Consider the following 15,248-nt stretch of genomic DNA (forward strand, 5'->3'; position numbering starts at 1 on the left):
TCATGCCCCCGCGCGCTTGCGCTGCCAGGCTTGCAGGCCGTTGATGACCAGCAGCAGGATGAACGACAGCACCAGCATCACCAGCGCGACCGCCGTGGCGCCCGTGTAGTCGTACTGCTCCAGCTTGCCGATGATGATGAGCGGCGTGATCTCGGAAATCATCGGCATGTTGCCGGCGATGAAGATCACCGAGCCGTACTCGCCGATGGCACGTGCGAAGGCCATGGCAAAGCCCGTGAGCAATGCCGGCGCAATCGCCGGAAAGATCACCCGGGTGAAGGTCTGCAGGCGCGTGGCGCCCAGCGACGTCGCGGCTTCTTCCAGTTCTTTCTCGGTGTCTTCGAGCACCGGCTGCACCGTGCGCACCACGAACGGCAGCCCGATGAAGATCAGCGCAATCACGATGCCCGCCGGCGTGAACGCCAGCTTGATGCCGTACGGCTCGAGCAGTTGCCCGACCCAACCGTTGCCCGCGAGCAGCGCCGTGAGCGAGATGCCGGCCACGGCCGTGGGCAGCGCGAACGGCAGGTCGACCAGCGCATCGACGATGCGCTTGCCCGGAAACTTGTAGCGCACCAGCACCCAGGCCACGAGCAGGCCGAACACCGCGTTCACCATGGCGGCGATCAGCGAGGCGCCGAAGGTCAGGCGGTACGAGGCCATCACGCGCGGCGCGGTCACCGACACCCAGAAGTGCTCCCAGGTCATCGTGAAGGTCTTGAAGACCAGCGCCGACAGCGGGATCAGCACGATCAGGCACAGATAGAAGACCGTGAAGCCGAGCGTGATGTGGAAACCGGGCAGCACGCGCTTGGCGCCCCCTGCCCGGTTGGCACGTGAAAAAGGCGCTCCCGCTGCCGGGAGCGCCGAAGAAGCAGCGCCGCTCATTTACTTCGCGCCAGGGGTGTACAGCTTGTCGAACTGACCGCCGTCATTGAAGTGCACCTTCTGCGCTTCGCTCAGGCTGCCGAACAGTTCCTGCACCGTGAACAGCTGCAGCGGCTTGAAGGTCGAGGCGTACTTCTTGAGCACGGCCTGCGAACGCGGACGCAGCGCATGCTTGGCGGCGATTTCCTGCGCTTCTTCGGAGTACAGCCAGTCGAGGTAGGCCTTGGCGAGCTCGCCCGTGCCCTTCTTCTTGACGGTGCGCTCGACGATGGCAACGGGGTTCTCGGCCACGATGGAGATCGACGGGTACACCGAGTCGACCTTGCCGGTGCCGAATTCACGGTCGATCGAGACCACTTCGGATTCGAAGGTGATCAGCGCGTCGCCGATGTTGCGTTGCAGGAAGGCGGTGGTCGCGTCGCGGCCGCCGCGTGCCAGCACCGGCACGTTCTTGAACAGCTTGCCGACGAACTCGGCAGCCTGGGCGTCGGTGCCGCCCTTCTTCTTGATGTAGCCCCAGGCAGCCAGGTAGGCGTAGCGGCCGTTGCCGCCGGTCTTGGGGTTGACGATCACGACCTGCACGCCCGGCTTGATCAGGTCGTCCCAGTCCTTGATGCCCTTGGGGTTGCCGTTGCGCACCAGCAGCAGCATGGTCGAGGTGGTGGGCGATGCGTTCTCGGGAAACTTCTTGTTCCAGTCCTTGGCGACCACGCCGGTACCGGCCAGGAAGTCGATGTCGGTCGAGGTGTTCATGGTGACCACATCGGCGTCGAGGCCGTCGGCCACGGCGCGCGCCTGGGCGCTGGAGCCACCGTGCGACTGGTCGATCTTGACGTCCTTGCCCGTGGTCTTCTTGTAGTTCGCCACGAAGGCCGCGTTGTAGTCCTTGTAGAACTCGCGGGCCACGTCGTACGAGGCGTTCAGCAGGCCCGTGCCTTGGGCAAAGGCAGTGCTGCCGGCGAGTGCGGAGGACGCCAGCGCGAGCACGGCAGCGAAGGTCTTGATTCTGGAAGTCATGTGGTTGCCAGGTTGTCTGAAAATTCACGACCGGCCGACCAGGCGGCGGGTTCGTCGGTCAACGATTGCAGCAGGGCCAGGCCGAGCGGCCAGTCTCCGTGCCCCGAATCGATGTTGATGTGCCCCGCATTCTGCATGCGCACGAACTCGCTGCCCCAGGCGCGCGAGTAGGCGCCGGCCAGGCGGATGGGGCAATAAGGATCGTTGCTGCTCGCCACCACGATGCTGCGGTACGGCAGCGCCGCGTACGGCACGGGCGCGAAGTCGGACAGCACCGCGCGGCGCTCCGGGTCGGCCGGCGCCACCAGCAGCGCACCCTGGATGCGGGCGGCGGCCTCGGGCGGCAGGTGCGCCGTGGCGATGCAGCCCAGGCTGTGCGCCGCGATGACCACGGGGCCTTCGCTTTCGAGCACGAGCTTGGCCAGCGCGGGCACCCAGGCGTCGCGCTTGGGCGAGGCCCAGTCGTCCTGCGCGACCCGCGCCGCGCCGGGAATGCGCGCTTCCCACAGGCTCTGCCAATGGCCGGGCCCGGAGTCGCGCCAACCGGGCACGATGACGACACGAGTCTGCATGACGGCGCGGTCCTGCGGCTTCTTACTTGTTGGGCTGCGGCGTGATCCGCAGGTAAGGCTTGACGGCCTTGAAGCCCTTGGGGAAGCGCTCGGCCAGTTCGGCCGGGTCCTGGATGCTCGGCACGATGACGACGTCGTCGCCGTCCTTCCAGTTCACGGGCGTGGCGACCTTGTGGCTGTCGGTGAGCTGCAGCGAGTCGATCACGCGCAGGATCTCGTCGAAGTTGCGACCGGTCGATGCCGGGTAGGTGATGGTGGTGCGGATCACCTTCTTCGGATCGATGATGAACACGCTGCGAACGGTGGCCGTGGCCGACGCGTTCGGGTGGATCAGGTCGTACAGGTCGGCCACCTTGCGGTCGGCGTCCGCAATGATCGGGAAGTTGACGGTGGTGTTCTGCGTCTCGTTGATGTCGCTGATCCACTCCTTGTGCTTGGTGGCCGGGTCAACGCTCAGCGCGATGGGCTTCACGCCGCGCTTGGCGAACTCGCCCGACAGCGCCGCGGTCTTGCCGAGTTCGGTGGTGCACACGGGCGTGAAATCGGCCGGGTGCGAGAAGAACACGATCCACGAATCGCCGGCCCACTGGTAGAAGTCGATCGGGCCTTCGCTGGAGTCCTGGGTGAAATTGGGGGCGGTGTCGCCGAGTCGCAGGGTTGCCATGGTCGCTCCAAGGAGGGGGTGAAGCCCTGGATTGTGCGAACCGCTGCTTCAATGGCAAACGAATATCTGTTTGTTTGTATATGACGTTTTTCGCATATAGAACCTGCGAAGCCCTGGCGTGACGCTATCTTTTAGATAGCAATCCGGCCTCAGAACATCCGCATCTGCTCGCTCTGCAGGTGCTCGGACAGGAAATCGATCAGCCGCCGCACCGCCGGCACCAGCGCCCGACGCGTCGGAAACACCATGTGCGCCACCACGGGCGACGGCCCCCAGCCGGGCAGCACCCGCACCAGCCGGCCGGCCTCGACGTCGGCGCTGCACATGTAGTCGGGCAGCAGCGTCGCGCCGACGCCGCCCAGTGCGCCGAACTGCAGCGTGGCGAGGTCGTCGGCCACGTAGCGCGGCGTGTGCACATGCAGGTGGCTGCGGCCTTCCGGGCCTTCGAGCCGCCATTCGGCGCGCCCTTCCCCGTTGACCGACATGGCCGCCGTCGGCAGCTTCGCGAGGTCGGCGGGCGTGTCGATCGGCCCGTGTTCTGCCAGCAGCGCCGGGCTCGCGACCAGCACGCCGCGGCTGTGGCCGAAGGTCTTGGCCACGAGCACGGTGCTGTCCTCGATGGTGGGGCGCACGCGCAATGCGATGTCGATGCCCTCTTCGATCAGGTCCACCGGCCGGTTGATGACGCGGATGTCGACGCGCACCGCCGGATAACGCGCCATGAACAGCGGAATCAGCTGCGCCAGCCCGCTGTGCGAGATGGTGACCGGGCAGGTCAACCGCACCAGCCCGCTCGGCTCGGTCTGCACCTGCGCCACCGCTTCTGCCGCCGCCTGGGCCGCATCGCGCATCGCCGAAGCGTGCCGCAGATAGATCTCGCCGGCCGGCGTGAGCGACAGGCGCCGCGTGCTGCGCTGCATCAGCTGCACGCCCAGCCGCTCCTCGAGCTCGGCCACGCGGCGCGACAGGCGCGATTTGGGAATGCCCAGCGCCCGGCTGGCGGCGGCAAAGCCGCCCCGTTCGGCCACCTCGGCGAAGAAAACCATGTCGTTGAGGTCTTGCATCGCTTCATTGTCCTGCAAACAGAACGATCTGATCAAATTTTGGCTACTTATCAGTCACTCACATCAAAAATAGAATACTCCCAACGCCGGCCACTTCTCAGCGCCGACACCTTGCACAGAAAGTGATTGACTGACATGAAGCTGCTCCACATCGACTCCAGCATCCTGGCCGCCGGCTCCACCTCGCGCCAGCTGACCGCCGAAACAGTCGCCGCCTGGCGCGCCGCCCACCCCAACACCCAGGTCGAGTACCTTGACCTCGCCGTGGACGCGCCCTCGCACTTCGGCGCCGACGCCCTCGGCATCAAGACCGGCGTGCAAGCCCAGCCGACCGAAGCGCAGCTGCGCGAGAACGCCCTGTCGGAAAAGCTGGTGACCCAGTTCCTTGCCGCCGATGTCGTCGTGATCGGCGCCCCGCTGTACAACTTCACCATCCCGACCCAGCTCAAGGCCTGGATCGACCGCCTCGCCCAAGCCGGCCGCACCTTCAAGTACACCGGCAAGGGCGCCGTGGGCCTGGCCGGCGGCAAGACCATCATCGTGGCGTCGAGCCGCGGCGGCATCTACTCGACCTCCGAAGGCGGTCAGGCCGCGGAACACCAGGAGAGCTACCTGAAGGTGATCTTCGGCTTCTTCGGCATCACCGACGTGCGCTTCGTGCGCGCCGAAGGCATCGCGATGGGTGACGCGCCCAAGGCCGCCGCACTGACCGCCGCCCGCGCCGACATCGTGGTGGCGACCGCTGAAGCAGCCAACCAAAAGGACATTGCCCAGGCTGCCTGAGCCTTGCCGGCCGGCTCACAGCCCGTTGGGTCTCAGTGGCAGGGACCCGACGCGGCTTTTTGGCCTTTCTCTTGCCGAAGCACCTCGCCACGGGGTGCCTTCGCGCTGGGCCAGTGCGGCGCGCACCCCATTTCACCGCGCACGCCTCAAATCGCCCAAAACAACAGACCTTTGCAAACATTTAGGTCTTTGGTTAATTCCATTTGAATCAAATATCCAAAGCAACCCAACACTGATAATCTTTTTTGGCCAATTCGGCAGTCAACCACTTCCTGGCCAATCATGCAAGAAAATCAGACAGACAGAGACACCCTGCTCGACACCTTTCGCGGCGACCTCTTCAATGGAAAATCCATTGTGGTATCGGGCGCCACCAGTGGCATCGGGCTCGCAATTGCGCACGGCTTTGCGAGGCTCGGTGCATCGGTCGTGGCCACCGGAAGCAGTCCTGAAAAGATCGCTAGGGAAAGGCTAAATCCGGCAAATCAATCCATTCGCTTCGAACTCCTCGATGCACGCGATGGCGACGGCATCAAGGCGTTTGCCGCAAGATTTGAAACGCTCGACGTTCTGGTCAACGCACAGGGCATCCTTTGCGGCGAGGCAGAACATACCGAGGAAGTCTTCCTCGATGTGATCAACGTCAACCTCAATGGCGTCATGCGCATGTCGTACGCCTTTCGCGAGCACCTGATCCGCGCGAAGGGCAGCATCATCAATATCTCGTCGATGCTCAGCTATCTTGTCGAGCCCGAAATTCCCGCCTATGCCGCGAGCAAGACCGGGCTTCTCGGCTTGACCCGAACATTGGCGCACGCGTACGGTCCCCATGGCGTGCGGGTCAACACGATTTCTCCGGGATACCACAAGACCGATATGACGAAAGTGCTGTGGAGCGTGCCAAAGAGCCACGACCTGATTGCCGGCCATTCCGCGCTCAAGCGCTGGGGATCGACCGAAGATCTGGTTGGCGCCGCGATTTTTTATGCCAGTCCGGCCGCCGCGTTCATTACGGCCACCGATTTGCCGGTCGATGGCGGCTATGTCGTTGGAAATACGGTTCGATAATTTTCCACACCCAATTGATCGATATTGAATTCAATTTTTCAATTCAGTTGAAATAGCGACAATCAAATCGTCAGTTCCAAAAAGAAAGCCGCCCTCACAAGGGGCGGCTTTCTCATGGGCGTCGAACGGCGCCCGATTCGTCAGGCAGCCGAATGGCTCTTCACCCAGGCCACGTACTTGTCCATCCAGCCCTGCAGGAACTTCTGCGTGCCTTCGTTGCCGATGTGGCCCTTGTCGTCGAACAGGCCTTCCTTCGCCTGCAGGAACACTTCGGGCCCGCCCATCGTGGGCGCGTCGAGGTAGGCCAGGATGTTGCGCAGGTGCTGCTGCGCCAGCGCGGTGCCGATGGCGCCCACCGAGATGCCGACCACGCCGGTCGGCTTGCCGGCCCAGACGCTCTGGCCGTAGGGGCGCGATGCGTGATCGATGGCGTTCTTCAGCACGCCGGGAATCGAGCGGTTGTATTCGGGCGTGACGAACAGCACGCCCTGCGCGGCCGCGACCTCGCTCTTGAGGCGCTTCACCGAAGCGGCCTGGTTGCCATCGTCGTCCTGGTTGTACAGCGGCAGGTCGTCGATGCGCAGGGTTTCGAAGGTGAAGTCCGACGGCGCCAGGTGCGCCAGCGCCAACGCCAGCTTGTGGTTGAACGAATCCTTGCGCAGGCTGCCGACGATGACGGCGATCCGGGTCTGTGCCATGAATGAAGCTCCTTGAGTGAGAGGGTCGGAATGACGACGACGATTATGCGAAGGCCCCATGACCTTTTCCGGAAAAGTTCATGCATCGCTTTGTAGTGACGTGCGCCAGTTTGTGCATGAGCACATGACAAAAGCTTCGTGGCCCGGCGCGCCGCCCGCACCTACAGTCGCCGATTTTTCGCCGACGCCATGCACACCTTTTCCTCGTCTTCCCGCCGCCGCCTGCTCCAGGCCGGCGCCGCCTCAGCCCTCGTCGCCGCATCGGCCCCGCTGTTCGCCCAGACGCGCGCCCGCACCCTGCGCATCGGCTACCAGAAGTTCAACACGCTCAACATCCTCAAGGGCACGGGCCAGCTCGAGAAGGCGCTGGCACCGGCCGGCGTGAACGTCGAGTGGCGCGAGTTCCTCGGCGGCAGCCAGCTGTCGGAAGCGCTGGCAGCCGGCGCCATCGACTTCGGCCATGCCTCCGACGGCATCGGCGTGTTCCAGCAGGCCAGCGGCAAGGGCCTGGTCTACCTCGCGGCCGAAACCCCCTACCCCGGCGGCGTCGGCTTCCTGGTGCCGCGCGACTCGCCGATCCGCAGCGTGCGCGACCTCAAGGGCAAGAAGGTTGTCACCGGCCGCGGCTACAACACGCAGTACGTGCTGATCCGCGCGCTCGAAGCGGCCGGCCTGCGCTATGAAGACATCGATCCGGTCTACATCGTCACGGCCTCCGACACCGTCGCCGCCTACCAGTCGGGCAGCGTCGCGGCCATCGGCCTGTGGGACCCGTTCCTGGCCGGCGCGCAGGTGGCGACCGAATCGCGCCTGCTGTTCGACGGCACCGGCCTGAGCGGCAACCGCACCTACCACTTCGCGCAGCCCGGCTTCGCGCGCACCAACGCCGACACGCTGCGCACCGTGTTCGCTGAACTGCGCAAGGCCAACGACTGGGCGCAGGCTCACCCCGGCGACGTGGTGGCCACGCTCGCACCGCAGCTCAAGGTCGAGCCCAAGGTGCTGGCGCTGGCGACCGAACGGCGGCACTATGGCGTGGTGGCGCTCACGCCCGCCATCGCCCGCGAGCAGCAGGGCCTGGCCGATGTGTTCGCGCAGCTGAAGCTCATTCCCCAGCCCATCGCGGTGAAGGATGCTTTTCTCGACCTGAACCTTGTGTGACGACGACACCCTCCGCCCCGTGACCCGTTCCCTCTCTCATTACGACGCGATCGTCATCGGCCTCGGCGCCCTCGGCGCGGCCACCCTCTACCAGCTCTCACAACGCGGCGCACGCGTGCTCGGCATCGACCAGTTCGCGCCGCCGCACGACCGCGGCTCATCGCACGGCGATTCGCGCATCACGCGGCTGGCCGTCGGCGAAGGCGACGAGTACGTGCCGCTGGTGCACCGCTCGCACGCCATCTGGCGCGAGCTCGAGGCCCGCACCGATCGCACGCTGATGACCACCACCGGCGGCCTCGTCCTCGCACCGCGCGACCGCGTGGCCGCGCACCACGGCAAGTCCGACTTCGTGCGCGGCACCATCGCCTGCGCCGAGCGCTTCGACATCGCGCACGAGGTGCTCGACGCGGACGGCATCCGCGCGCGCTACCCGCAGTTCCATCTGCAGGGCGACGAGATCGGCTACCTCGAACGCGACGCCGGCTTCGTGCGGCCTGAAGACGCCATCGCCGCCCAGCTCGCCGTGGCCCGCGCCGACGGCGCACAGACCCGCACCGGCGAGCGCGTGCTGAGCGTCGAGCCCGTGGGCAACGGCGACACCGTGCGCGTGCGCACCGAAACCGCGAGCTTCACCGCCGACCAGGTGGTGGTTGCGGCCGGTGCGTGGCTGCCCGAGTTCCTCGGCCGGCAGGCACGCACCGACTGGCAGGCCGACTTCTCCGTGCACCGGCAGGTGATGCACTGGTTCGACACCGGCCCCGCCGCCGCGGCCGACTTCACGCCGGGGCGTTTTCCGATCTTCATCTGGATGTTCGGCGACGCGCAGGAAGACTACATGTACGGCTTTCCGGCCTCCGACGCATCGCAGCCCGCGCTGAAGGTCGCCACCGAGCAGTACGTCGACGCCACCACGCCCGACACCCTCGAGCGCGACGTGAGCGCCGACGAAACCGCCACCATGTACCGCGACCGCGTCGCCGGTCGCTTTCCGCAGATCAAAGGCCAGGCGCTCAAGGCCCGCGCCTGCATGTACACCGTCACGCCCGACCGCCGCTTCGTGATCGACGCACTCGACGGCCTGCCGAATGTGCTGATCGTCTCGGCCTGCTCCGGCCACGGCTTCAAGCACTCGGCGGGGCTGGGTGACGCCATCGCCGACCGTGTGCTGGGCCGCGAGAGCGCGCACGGCCTCGACCTGCGCGCCTTTGCCCGCGAACGGCTGGTGGCCTCGCAACACCCCTGAGGCGCCCGCGCGCGATCCGGGGCATCATCGCTTCCGATCTTCAGTTTCTTCGGAGGCAGCGCGCGATGCGATTCCTGATGGTGGGTGCCGGTGCACTCGGTGGTTACTTCGGCGGGCGCCTGCTCGCAGCGGGCCGCGATGTGACCTTTCTTCTGCGTCCCGGCCGCGCGGCCCAGCTGGCCACGACCGGCCTCGTCGTGCGCAGCCCCTGCGGCGACCTCGACCTGCCGACGCCCAAGCACGTGCTGGCCCAGCAGATCGATGGCCCCTACGACGTGGTCGTGGTCGGCTGCAAGGCCTACGACCTCGACGCGACCATGGACTCGTTCGCGCCCGCCGTCGGGCCCGACACCGTCATCCTTCCGCTGCTCAACGGCCTGGGCCACATCGACCGACTGGTCGCGCGCTTCGGCGAGGCGCGCGTGCTCGGCGGCCTGTGCATGATCTCCGCCACGCTCGACGACGAAGGCCGCGTGCTGCACCTGAACGACATGCACAGCCTGAGCTACGGCGAACGCGTGGGCGGCCGCTCGGCGCGCATCGACGCCATCGCGGCCCAGTTCACCGGCGCGAACTTCGCCGCCACCGCGAGCGAAACCATCGCGCAGGACATGTGGGAGAAGTGGGTCTTCATCGCCTCGGCTGCAGGCCTCACGAGCCTGATGCATTCCTCCATCGGCGACATCGTGGCCGCAGGCGGCGAAGACGTGGCGCTTGCGATCTTCGACGAGTGCTGCGCCATCGCCGCCCACAACGGCTTTGCCCCACGACCCGGCGCCCTCACGCGCGGCCGTGCGGTGGTCACGACCGCCGGCTCGCCCATGACCGCCTCGATGTACAAGGACATGGCCCGCGGCGCGCGCGTCGAGGCCGACCACATCCTGGGCGACCTGCTGGCCCGCGCACCGCGCACCGCGTCAGCCACGCCATCGGTGCTGCGCACGGCGTACGTGCACCTCAAGGCCTACGAGTTCCGTCGCGCCCGCGAGGCCGGTTGAACGGCCACCACGCCATGACCGACACGCTCGCCTTCCTCCACACGGCGCAGGTGCATGTGCAGACCTTCGGCGGCCTGGCACGCGAGATCGCCCCCGAGCTGCGCGTGCAGCACCTGGTGATGGAAGAGCTGCTGGCCGATGCACGCACGCTGGGCGTCGACCACGCCGGTCTGGTGGCGCGCGTGCACGAGGCCATGCGCGACGCCGCCTCCGACGGCGCCTCCGTGGTCGTGTGCACCTGCTCGACCATCGGCGGCATCGCCGAAAAGACCGCGACCGGCGGCGCCTTTGCGGCGCTTCGCATCGACCGCGCCATGGCCGACCGCGCCGTGCGCAACGGCCCGCGCGTGCTGATCGTCGGCGCCGTCGAAAGCACCATCGACCCAACGTTGTCGCTCGTGCTTTCAGCGGCGCGGCAGGCCGGTGTCGGCATCCGCGCCAGCACGCTGCTGGTCGAAGACGCCTGGGTGCATTTCCAGTCGGGCGACACCGCGCGCTACATCGCCACACTGGCCGAATCGATCCGCGCCGCAGCCGAGGGCACCGACGTGATCGTGCTGGCGCAGGCGTCGATGGCGCCGGTGACGGGGCTGCTGGCAGACCTCGGGGTCGATGTGCTCAGCAGTCCGCAGTTGGGGGTGGCGCATGCGGTGGCGACACTGCGCGCTTCGAGCAAGGCCTGGGCATCCGGCAGTACCGGCATGTCGGGCTGGTAGCCCTGCAGCAGGAGCCCGCCCCTCGGGTCGCCTAATCCGACTTCTGGATCGTCTCCCCCTTCAACGCCCCCATGTCGCGGATGTTGAAGCGGTGCTGCTTCCACCCCGCCATGGTGCGGCGGAAGTTGGCGAGGGAGATGCCGTAGTACAGCACCTTGAACATGCGCAGCGCGCCCCACATCGGCGTGCCCTTGTAGATGTCGCCGGCCAGCAGCGACATCAGCGCTTCCTTCACCCGGAACGGGTTGCCGGGGTACATGAACATGTCGCGGATGGTCGGGTTGGTCACGCGGTAGATGAACCACGAATACTCGCGCGGGCCCTTGCGCATCATGGCCTCGAAGCCTTCGCGGGCGCGGGCCAGCTCGGCCGGCTGGTCGAGCGCGGTGGCCACCAGCTCGGCGCCGTCGAAGGCGCTGTGCATCGCCAGGTACACGCCCGAAGAGAACATCGGGTCGATGAAGGTGAAGGCGTCGCCGAGCAGCAGATAGTTGTCGCCCGTGGCGTGCGTGCTCGAGTACGAGAAGTTGCCGGTGGCGTGCACCGCGTCGTCGATGAGCGTGGCGTTCTTCAGGCGGTCGGCCAGCACGGGGCACAGCGCGATGGTGTCGTAGAAGAATTCCTTCAGCGACTTTTCGCGCGTCTTCAGGTAGTAGGGCCAGCACACCGCACCCACGCTGGTCGTGCCGTCGGCCAGCGGAATGAACCAGAACCAGCCGTGTGGAAACCAGCAGATGCTGATGTTGCCTTCCTTCTTGCCCTCGAGCCGCTCGGCGTTGGTGAAGTGGCCGAACAGCGCGGTGCTGTTGTGGGCGGGGTTCTTCTGCTTGCAGCGGAATTTGTTGGCCAGCAGCGTGTCGCGGCCCGTGGCGTCGATCACGAAGCGGGCGCGCCAGCTGCGCTTGGCGCTGTCGTCCATCACGGCCTGCACGGTCGCGCCGTCGGCGTCGAAGGCCACGTCGCGCACCTTGCAGCCCTCGAAAGTCTGGGCACCGCGCGTGGCGGCGTTGCGGAACAACAGCTCGTCGAGTTCGGAGCGGCGCACCTGCCAGGCAGAGTCGAGCGACTTGTCCCAGCCTTCGGCGAACTCGACATAGCTGCGGTGCTCATGCTCGGGCGAGACGAACTCGATGCCGAACTTCGGCATGCCGATCTTCTCGACCTGGTCGCGCACGCCGAGCCTGTCGAACAGCTCGACGTTCGCGGGCAACAGCGATTCGCCGATGTGAAAACGCGGGTGGTGCTCTTTCTCGACCAGCACCACCTGACGGCCCTGCTGCGCCAGCAGCGCCGCGACGGTCGAGCCGGCGGGGCCGCCGCCGATCACGAACACGTCGCAAGACTCATTGACAGAGGGAGCGTCGGAAGAAGAAACCTGAGGCTGGGACATGCAAGGACAAGCAGCGTGATGGACAGCGACAGAGCATAGCGCGCCCGCATCGCACGACGCAAAACGGGCTGGCGGCACGGGCCCGGAGGCGGCACACTGGCGGCCTTTTCAGCCTTCGATTTGCGCGCCATGACCCTGCATCGCCTTGCCCTGTCCGCCGCCCTCTGTGTGTCTGCCGCATGGAGCCATGCCGCGGGATTCAGCTTCATCGAGGTGCCGGCCGACAAGGACGGGCCGGCCTTGCGCGGCGCGGTGTGGACGCCATGCGAGACAGCGCCCAGCGAGATCGCGTTCGGCCTGATCGCGATCTCGGCCACCAAGGACTGCCCCATCGCCGACACGGGGCTGCCGCTGGTGCTGATGTCGCATGGCTCGGGCGGCTCGTTCCTCGGGCACCACGACACGGCGGCGGCGCTGGCGGATGCGGGCTTCGTGGTCGCCGCCATCAACCACCCGAACGACAACTTCCAGGACATGGAACGCCGGGGACATCTCTCGACATTGGCCGCGCGGCCCGTCGACATGCGGCGGCTGGCGGATCACATGCTCAAGACGTGGCCCGGCCACACAAAGATCGCCGCCGAACAGGTCGGTTTCTTCGGCTTCTCCCGCGGTGGCTACACCGGCCTCGTGGCGACGGGCGCGGTGCCCGACTTCAAGCTGGGCCTGCGCTTCTGCACACCAACGTCGAAGATTCCGTTCTGCGGCCAGATCCAGCGCCAGGCACTGCCTGCGCCCCCGGTGCGCGATGCGCGCATCAAGGCGGCCGTGATCGTCGATCCGTTGAGTTTTTTCGATGCCGAAGGGCTGAAGCAGGTCACGGTGCCCGTCCAGCTCTGGGCCTCGGCGCGCGGCGGCGACGGCGTGACGCCGGGCGATGTGGAAGCCATCCGCAGCCACCTGCCCACCGCGCCGGACTGGCACATGCCCGCGAACACCGCGCACTTCGCTTTCCTCGCGCCCTGCGCGCCGGCGATGGCGAAGGCCTTGCCGGAGATCTGCAGCGACGCCGGCGGCTTCGACCGCGTCGCCCTCCACGCCGATTTCAATGCCAAGGTGCTCGCCTTCTTCAGGCAGCACCTGGCATCGAAGCCCTGACCTGGCTCAGCGCGTACGCCGCTGACCGGCGAGTCGCCGCACCACCGTCACCAGCCGATCGATCTCGTCGAAGGTGTTGTAGAACGCCAGCGAAGGCCGCACCGTCGTCTCGACGCCGAAACGCCGCAGGATCGGCTGCGCGCAGTGGTGACCCGTGCGCACCGCGATGCCTTCATCGTTCAGCGCATGCCCCACTTCCTCGGTGGTGTAGCCGTCGAGCACGAAGGACATCACGCTGGCCTTATCGGCCGCCGTGCCGATCAGCCGCACACCCGGAATTGCGCCGAGCTGCGCCATGCCGTACACCAGCAGGTCGTGCTCGTAGCGCGCGATATTTTCGAGGCCGACCTTGTTGACGTAGTCGATGGCAGCGCCCAGGCCCACCGCATCGGCGATGTTGCCGGTGCCGGCCTCGAACTTGTTCGGGATCGGCTGGAACACGGTCTTCTCGAAGGTGACGTCGGCAATCATGTTGCCGCCGCCCTGCCATGGGGGCATGTCTTCGAGCACCTCGCGCTTGCCCCAGACCACGCCGATGCCGGTCGGGCCGAACACCTTGTGGCCGGAGAACACGAAGAAATCGGCGCCGAGGTCCTGCACGTCGACCCGCATGTGCGAGACCGACTGCGCCCCATCGACCAGCGCCTTCGCGCCCGCGCGGTGCGCCAGTTCGACGATCTCCTTCACCGGCACCACGGTGCCCAGCGCATTCGAGACCTGCGTGACCGCGACGATCTTCGTGCGGTCGTTGAGCAGCTTGCGGTATTCATCGAGCAGCACCTGGCCCGAATCGTCCACCGGAATCACGCGCAGCTTCGCGCCCTTGGCCGCGGCAAGCTGCTGCCACGGCACGATGTTGGCGTGGTGCTCCAGGTTCGACACGATGATCTCGTCGCCCTCGCCCACGTGCTGGCCGCCCCAGCTCTTGGCCACGAGGTTGATCGCCTCGGTGGTGCCGCGCACGAAGATCACTTCTTCGACTTCCGGCGCATTGATGAACTTGCGAACACGCTCGCGTGCGCCTTCGTAGGCATCGGTCGCGCGAGCGGCCAGTTCGTGCGCTGCGCGGTGGATGTTCGAGTTCTCGTGTGCGTAGAAGTACGCGATGCGGTCGATGACCGACTGCGGCTTGTGCGTGGTGGCCGCGTTGTCGAACCACACGAGCTGCTTGCCGTTCACGCGCTCCTGCAGGATCGGGAAGTCGCGGCGCACGGCATGCACGTCGAACGGGGGATGCTGGCCGGTGCCGGCGAGCGGTACGGCATCGGGGCCGCGCGGATCGGGCTTGGCTGGCGTGACGAAGCCATTGGGCAGACGTACCGCATCGACGAAGTAGAACTGCGCGTCGCGACCTGCAGGCGCCGAAAGCGGGCTCGGTGGCAACGCAGGCTGTGCCGTCGGCGCGGCAAGGCCCGCGAACGGATCGTGGATCGCAAAGCCATCGCTGGCACCGGCCACCGGATGCCCGTAGCTGTGGTTCAGGAAATAGAACGGCGAGGCTGACGCTGCCTGCGGCGACGCAGGCGCCCCCACCTGCTGCGGCACGCCCTGCACCACACCGCCCGAACGCGGCTCGAAGGCCGGCGCCACCGACAGCACGTTGTCCGGTACACCATTCCCCGCCACCGCATGCGGCAGCAGTGCCGGCGCGCGGTTCGCGAGCGAAGGCAGTTGGGTCGGCGATGCGGGCAGCACATTGGCGCCCGGAATCTGCCCCTGCGGAATCGGCGTGCCCGGCACGCTGGGCCCGAAGCCGGCGGGACTCACCAGCGGCGAGCCCGGCGGTGCGATGTTGGCGGGAAACTGCGCGCCCGGCGGCGCGGAGAACATGGCGCTCGCCATGCGCGCGAGAACGGCCGGATCGAACGGCGCCTCGCCCGGGATC

General features: G+C 66.7%; 15 protein-coding genes. 7 read left to right on the forward strand and 8 right to left on the reverse strand.

The features are described 5' to 3' along the window. The 5 genes from cysT to CY658_RS19445 form a co-directional block, all read right to left on the reverse strand. Positions 1-888: a sulfate ABC transporter permease subunit CysT gene (gene cysT, locus CY658_RS19425; protein ID WP_099789553.1), complete on the reverse strand. Its 888-nt coding sequence runs from the start codon at positions 886-888 to the stop codon at positions 1-3. Beyond that, positions 889-1,905 carry a sulfate ABC transporter substrate-binding protein gene (locus tag CY658_RS19430; protein ID WP_101491752.1) on the reverse strand — a complete coding sequence of 339 codons (1,017 nt, stop codon included), beginning with the start codon at positions 1,903-1,905 and terminating at the stop codon, positions 889-891. After that, the gene (locus CY658_RS19435; RefSeq protein ID WP_101491753.1) at positions 1,902-2,477 is read right to left on the reverse strand and encodes an RBBP9/YdeN family alpha/beta hydrolase; all 576 of its coding nucleotides are present in this window, start codon (positions 2,475-2,477) and stop codon (positions 1,902-1,904) included. The genes CY658_RS19430 and CY658_RS19435 overlap by 4 nt, the downstream gene beginning before the upstream one ends. A 22-nt stretch (positions 2,478-2,499) precedes the next feature. After that, positions 2,500-3,141, reverse strand: a complete 642-nt coding sequence (locus CY658_RS19440; protein ID WP_099789561.1) for a peroxiredoxin — start codon at positions 3,139-3,141, stop codon at positions 2,500-2,502. A gap of 149 nt (positions 3,142-3,290) precedes the next feature. Then, positions 3,291-4,205, reverse strand: coding sequence for a LysR family transcriptional regulator (locus CY658_RS19445; protein ID WP_101491754.1), 915 nt, complete (start codon positions 4,203-4,205; stop codon positions 3,291-3,293). Positions 4,206-4,340: 135 nt separating this feature from the next. Between CY658_RS19445 and CY658_RS19450 the strand changes: the two genes are divergently transcribed. Both CY658_RS19450 and CY658_RS19455 read left to right on the forward strand, forming a co-directional pair. Continuing rightward, positions 4,341-4,988: an FMN-dependent NADH-azoreductase gene (locus tag CY658_RS19450; RefSeq protein WP_101491755.1), complete on the forward strand. Its 648-nt coding sequence runs from the start codon at positions 4,341-4,343 to the stop codon at positions 4,986-4,988. A gap of 282 nt (positions 4,989-5,270) precedes the next feature. After that, positions 5,271-6,056, forward strand: coding sequence for an SDR family NAD(P)-dependent oxidoreductase (locus tag CY658_RS19455; RefSeq protein ID WP_101491756.1), 786 nt, complete (start codon positions 5,271-5,273; stop codon positions 6,054-6,056). A 140-nt stretch (positions 6,057-6,196) separates the two neighbouring features. Here CY658_RS19455 and CY658_RS19460 read toward each other — a convergent pair whose 3' ends face one another. After that, positions 6,197-6,754: an NADPH-dependent FMN reductase gene (locus CY658_RS19460; protein WP_101491757.1), complete on the reverse strand. Its 558-nt coding sequence runs from the start codon at positions 6,752-6,754 to the stop codon at positions 6,197-6,199. A 189-nt stretch (positions 6,755-6,943) separates the two neighbouring features. Between CY658_RS19460 and CY658_RS19465 the strand changes: the two genes are divergently transcribed. The 4 genes from CY658_RS19465 (at position 6,944) to CY658_RS19480 (ending at position 10,875) form a co-directional block, all read left to right on the forward strand. Beyond that, entirely contained in the window at positions 6,944-7,915 is a 972-nt protein-coding gene (locus CY658_RS19465) for an aliphatic sulfonate ABC transporter substrate-binding protein (RefSeq protein ID WP_101491921.1), read from the forward strand. A gap of 19 nt (positions 7,916-7,934) precedes the next feature. Continuing rightward, complete coding sequence (gene solA, locus CY658_RS19470) at positions 7,935-9,161, forward strand: N-methyl-L-tryptophan oxidase (protein ID WP_101491758.1); 1,227 nt, start codon at positions 7,935-7,937, stop codon at positions 9,159-9,161. Positions 9,162-9,226: 65 nt separating this feature from the next. Next, complete coding sequence (panE, locus tag CY658_RS19475) at positions 9,227-10,159, forward strand: 2-dehydropantoate 2-reductase (RefSeq protein ID WP_101491759.1); 933 nt, start codon at positions 9,227-9,229, stop codon at positions 10,157-10,159. A gap of 14 nt (positions 10,160-10,173) precedes the next feature. Beyond that, positions 10,174-10,875, forward strand: coding sequence for an aspartate/glutamate racemase family protein (locus CY658_RS19480; protein WP_101491922.1), 702 nt, complete (start codon positions 10,174-10,176; stop codon positions 10,873-10,875). Between the two features lie 31 nt (positions 10,876-10,906). Here CY658_RS19480 and CY658_RS19485 read toward each other — a convergent pair whose 3' ends face one another. Then, positions 10,907-12,265, reverse strand: coding sequence for an NAD(P)/FAD-dependent oxidoreductase (locus tag CY658_RS19485; RefSeq protein ID WP_101491760.1), 1,359 nt, complete (start codon positions 12,263-12,265; stop codon positions 10,907-10,909). A gap of 129 nt (positions 12,266-12,394) precedes the next feature. Between CY658_RS19485 and CY658_RS19490 the strand changes: the two genes are divergently transcribed. Then, positions 12,395-13,363, forward strand: a complete 969-nt coding sequence (locus CY658_RS19490) for an alpha/beta hydrolase family protein (RefSeq protein WP_101491923.1) — start codon at positions 12,395-12,397, stop codon at positions 13,361-13,363. Between the two features lie 6 nt (positions 13,364-13,369). Here the strand turns inward: CY658_RS19490 and CY658_RS19495 are convergent, their stop codons facing one another. Continuing rightward, positions 13,370-15,205 (reverse strand): family 2A encapsulin nanocompartment cargo protein cysteine desulfurase, encoded by a 1,836-nt coding sequence (locus CY658_RS19495; protein ID WP_101491924.1) that lies wholly within the window; start codon positions 15,203-15,205, stop codon positions 13,370-13,372. Positions 15,206-15,248 lie beyond the last annotated feature (43 nt).

Origin of the sequence: Variovorax sp. RO1 (assembly GCF_002849325.1) — a bacterium.
Taxonomy (GTDB): domain Bacteria; phylum Pseudomonadota; class Gammaproteobacteria; order Burkholderiales; family Burkholderiaceae_C; genus Variovorax.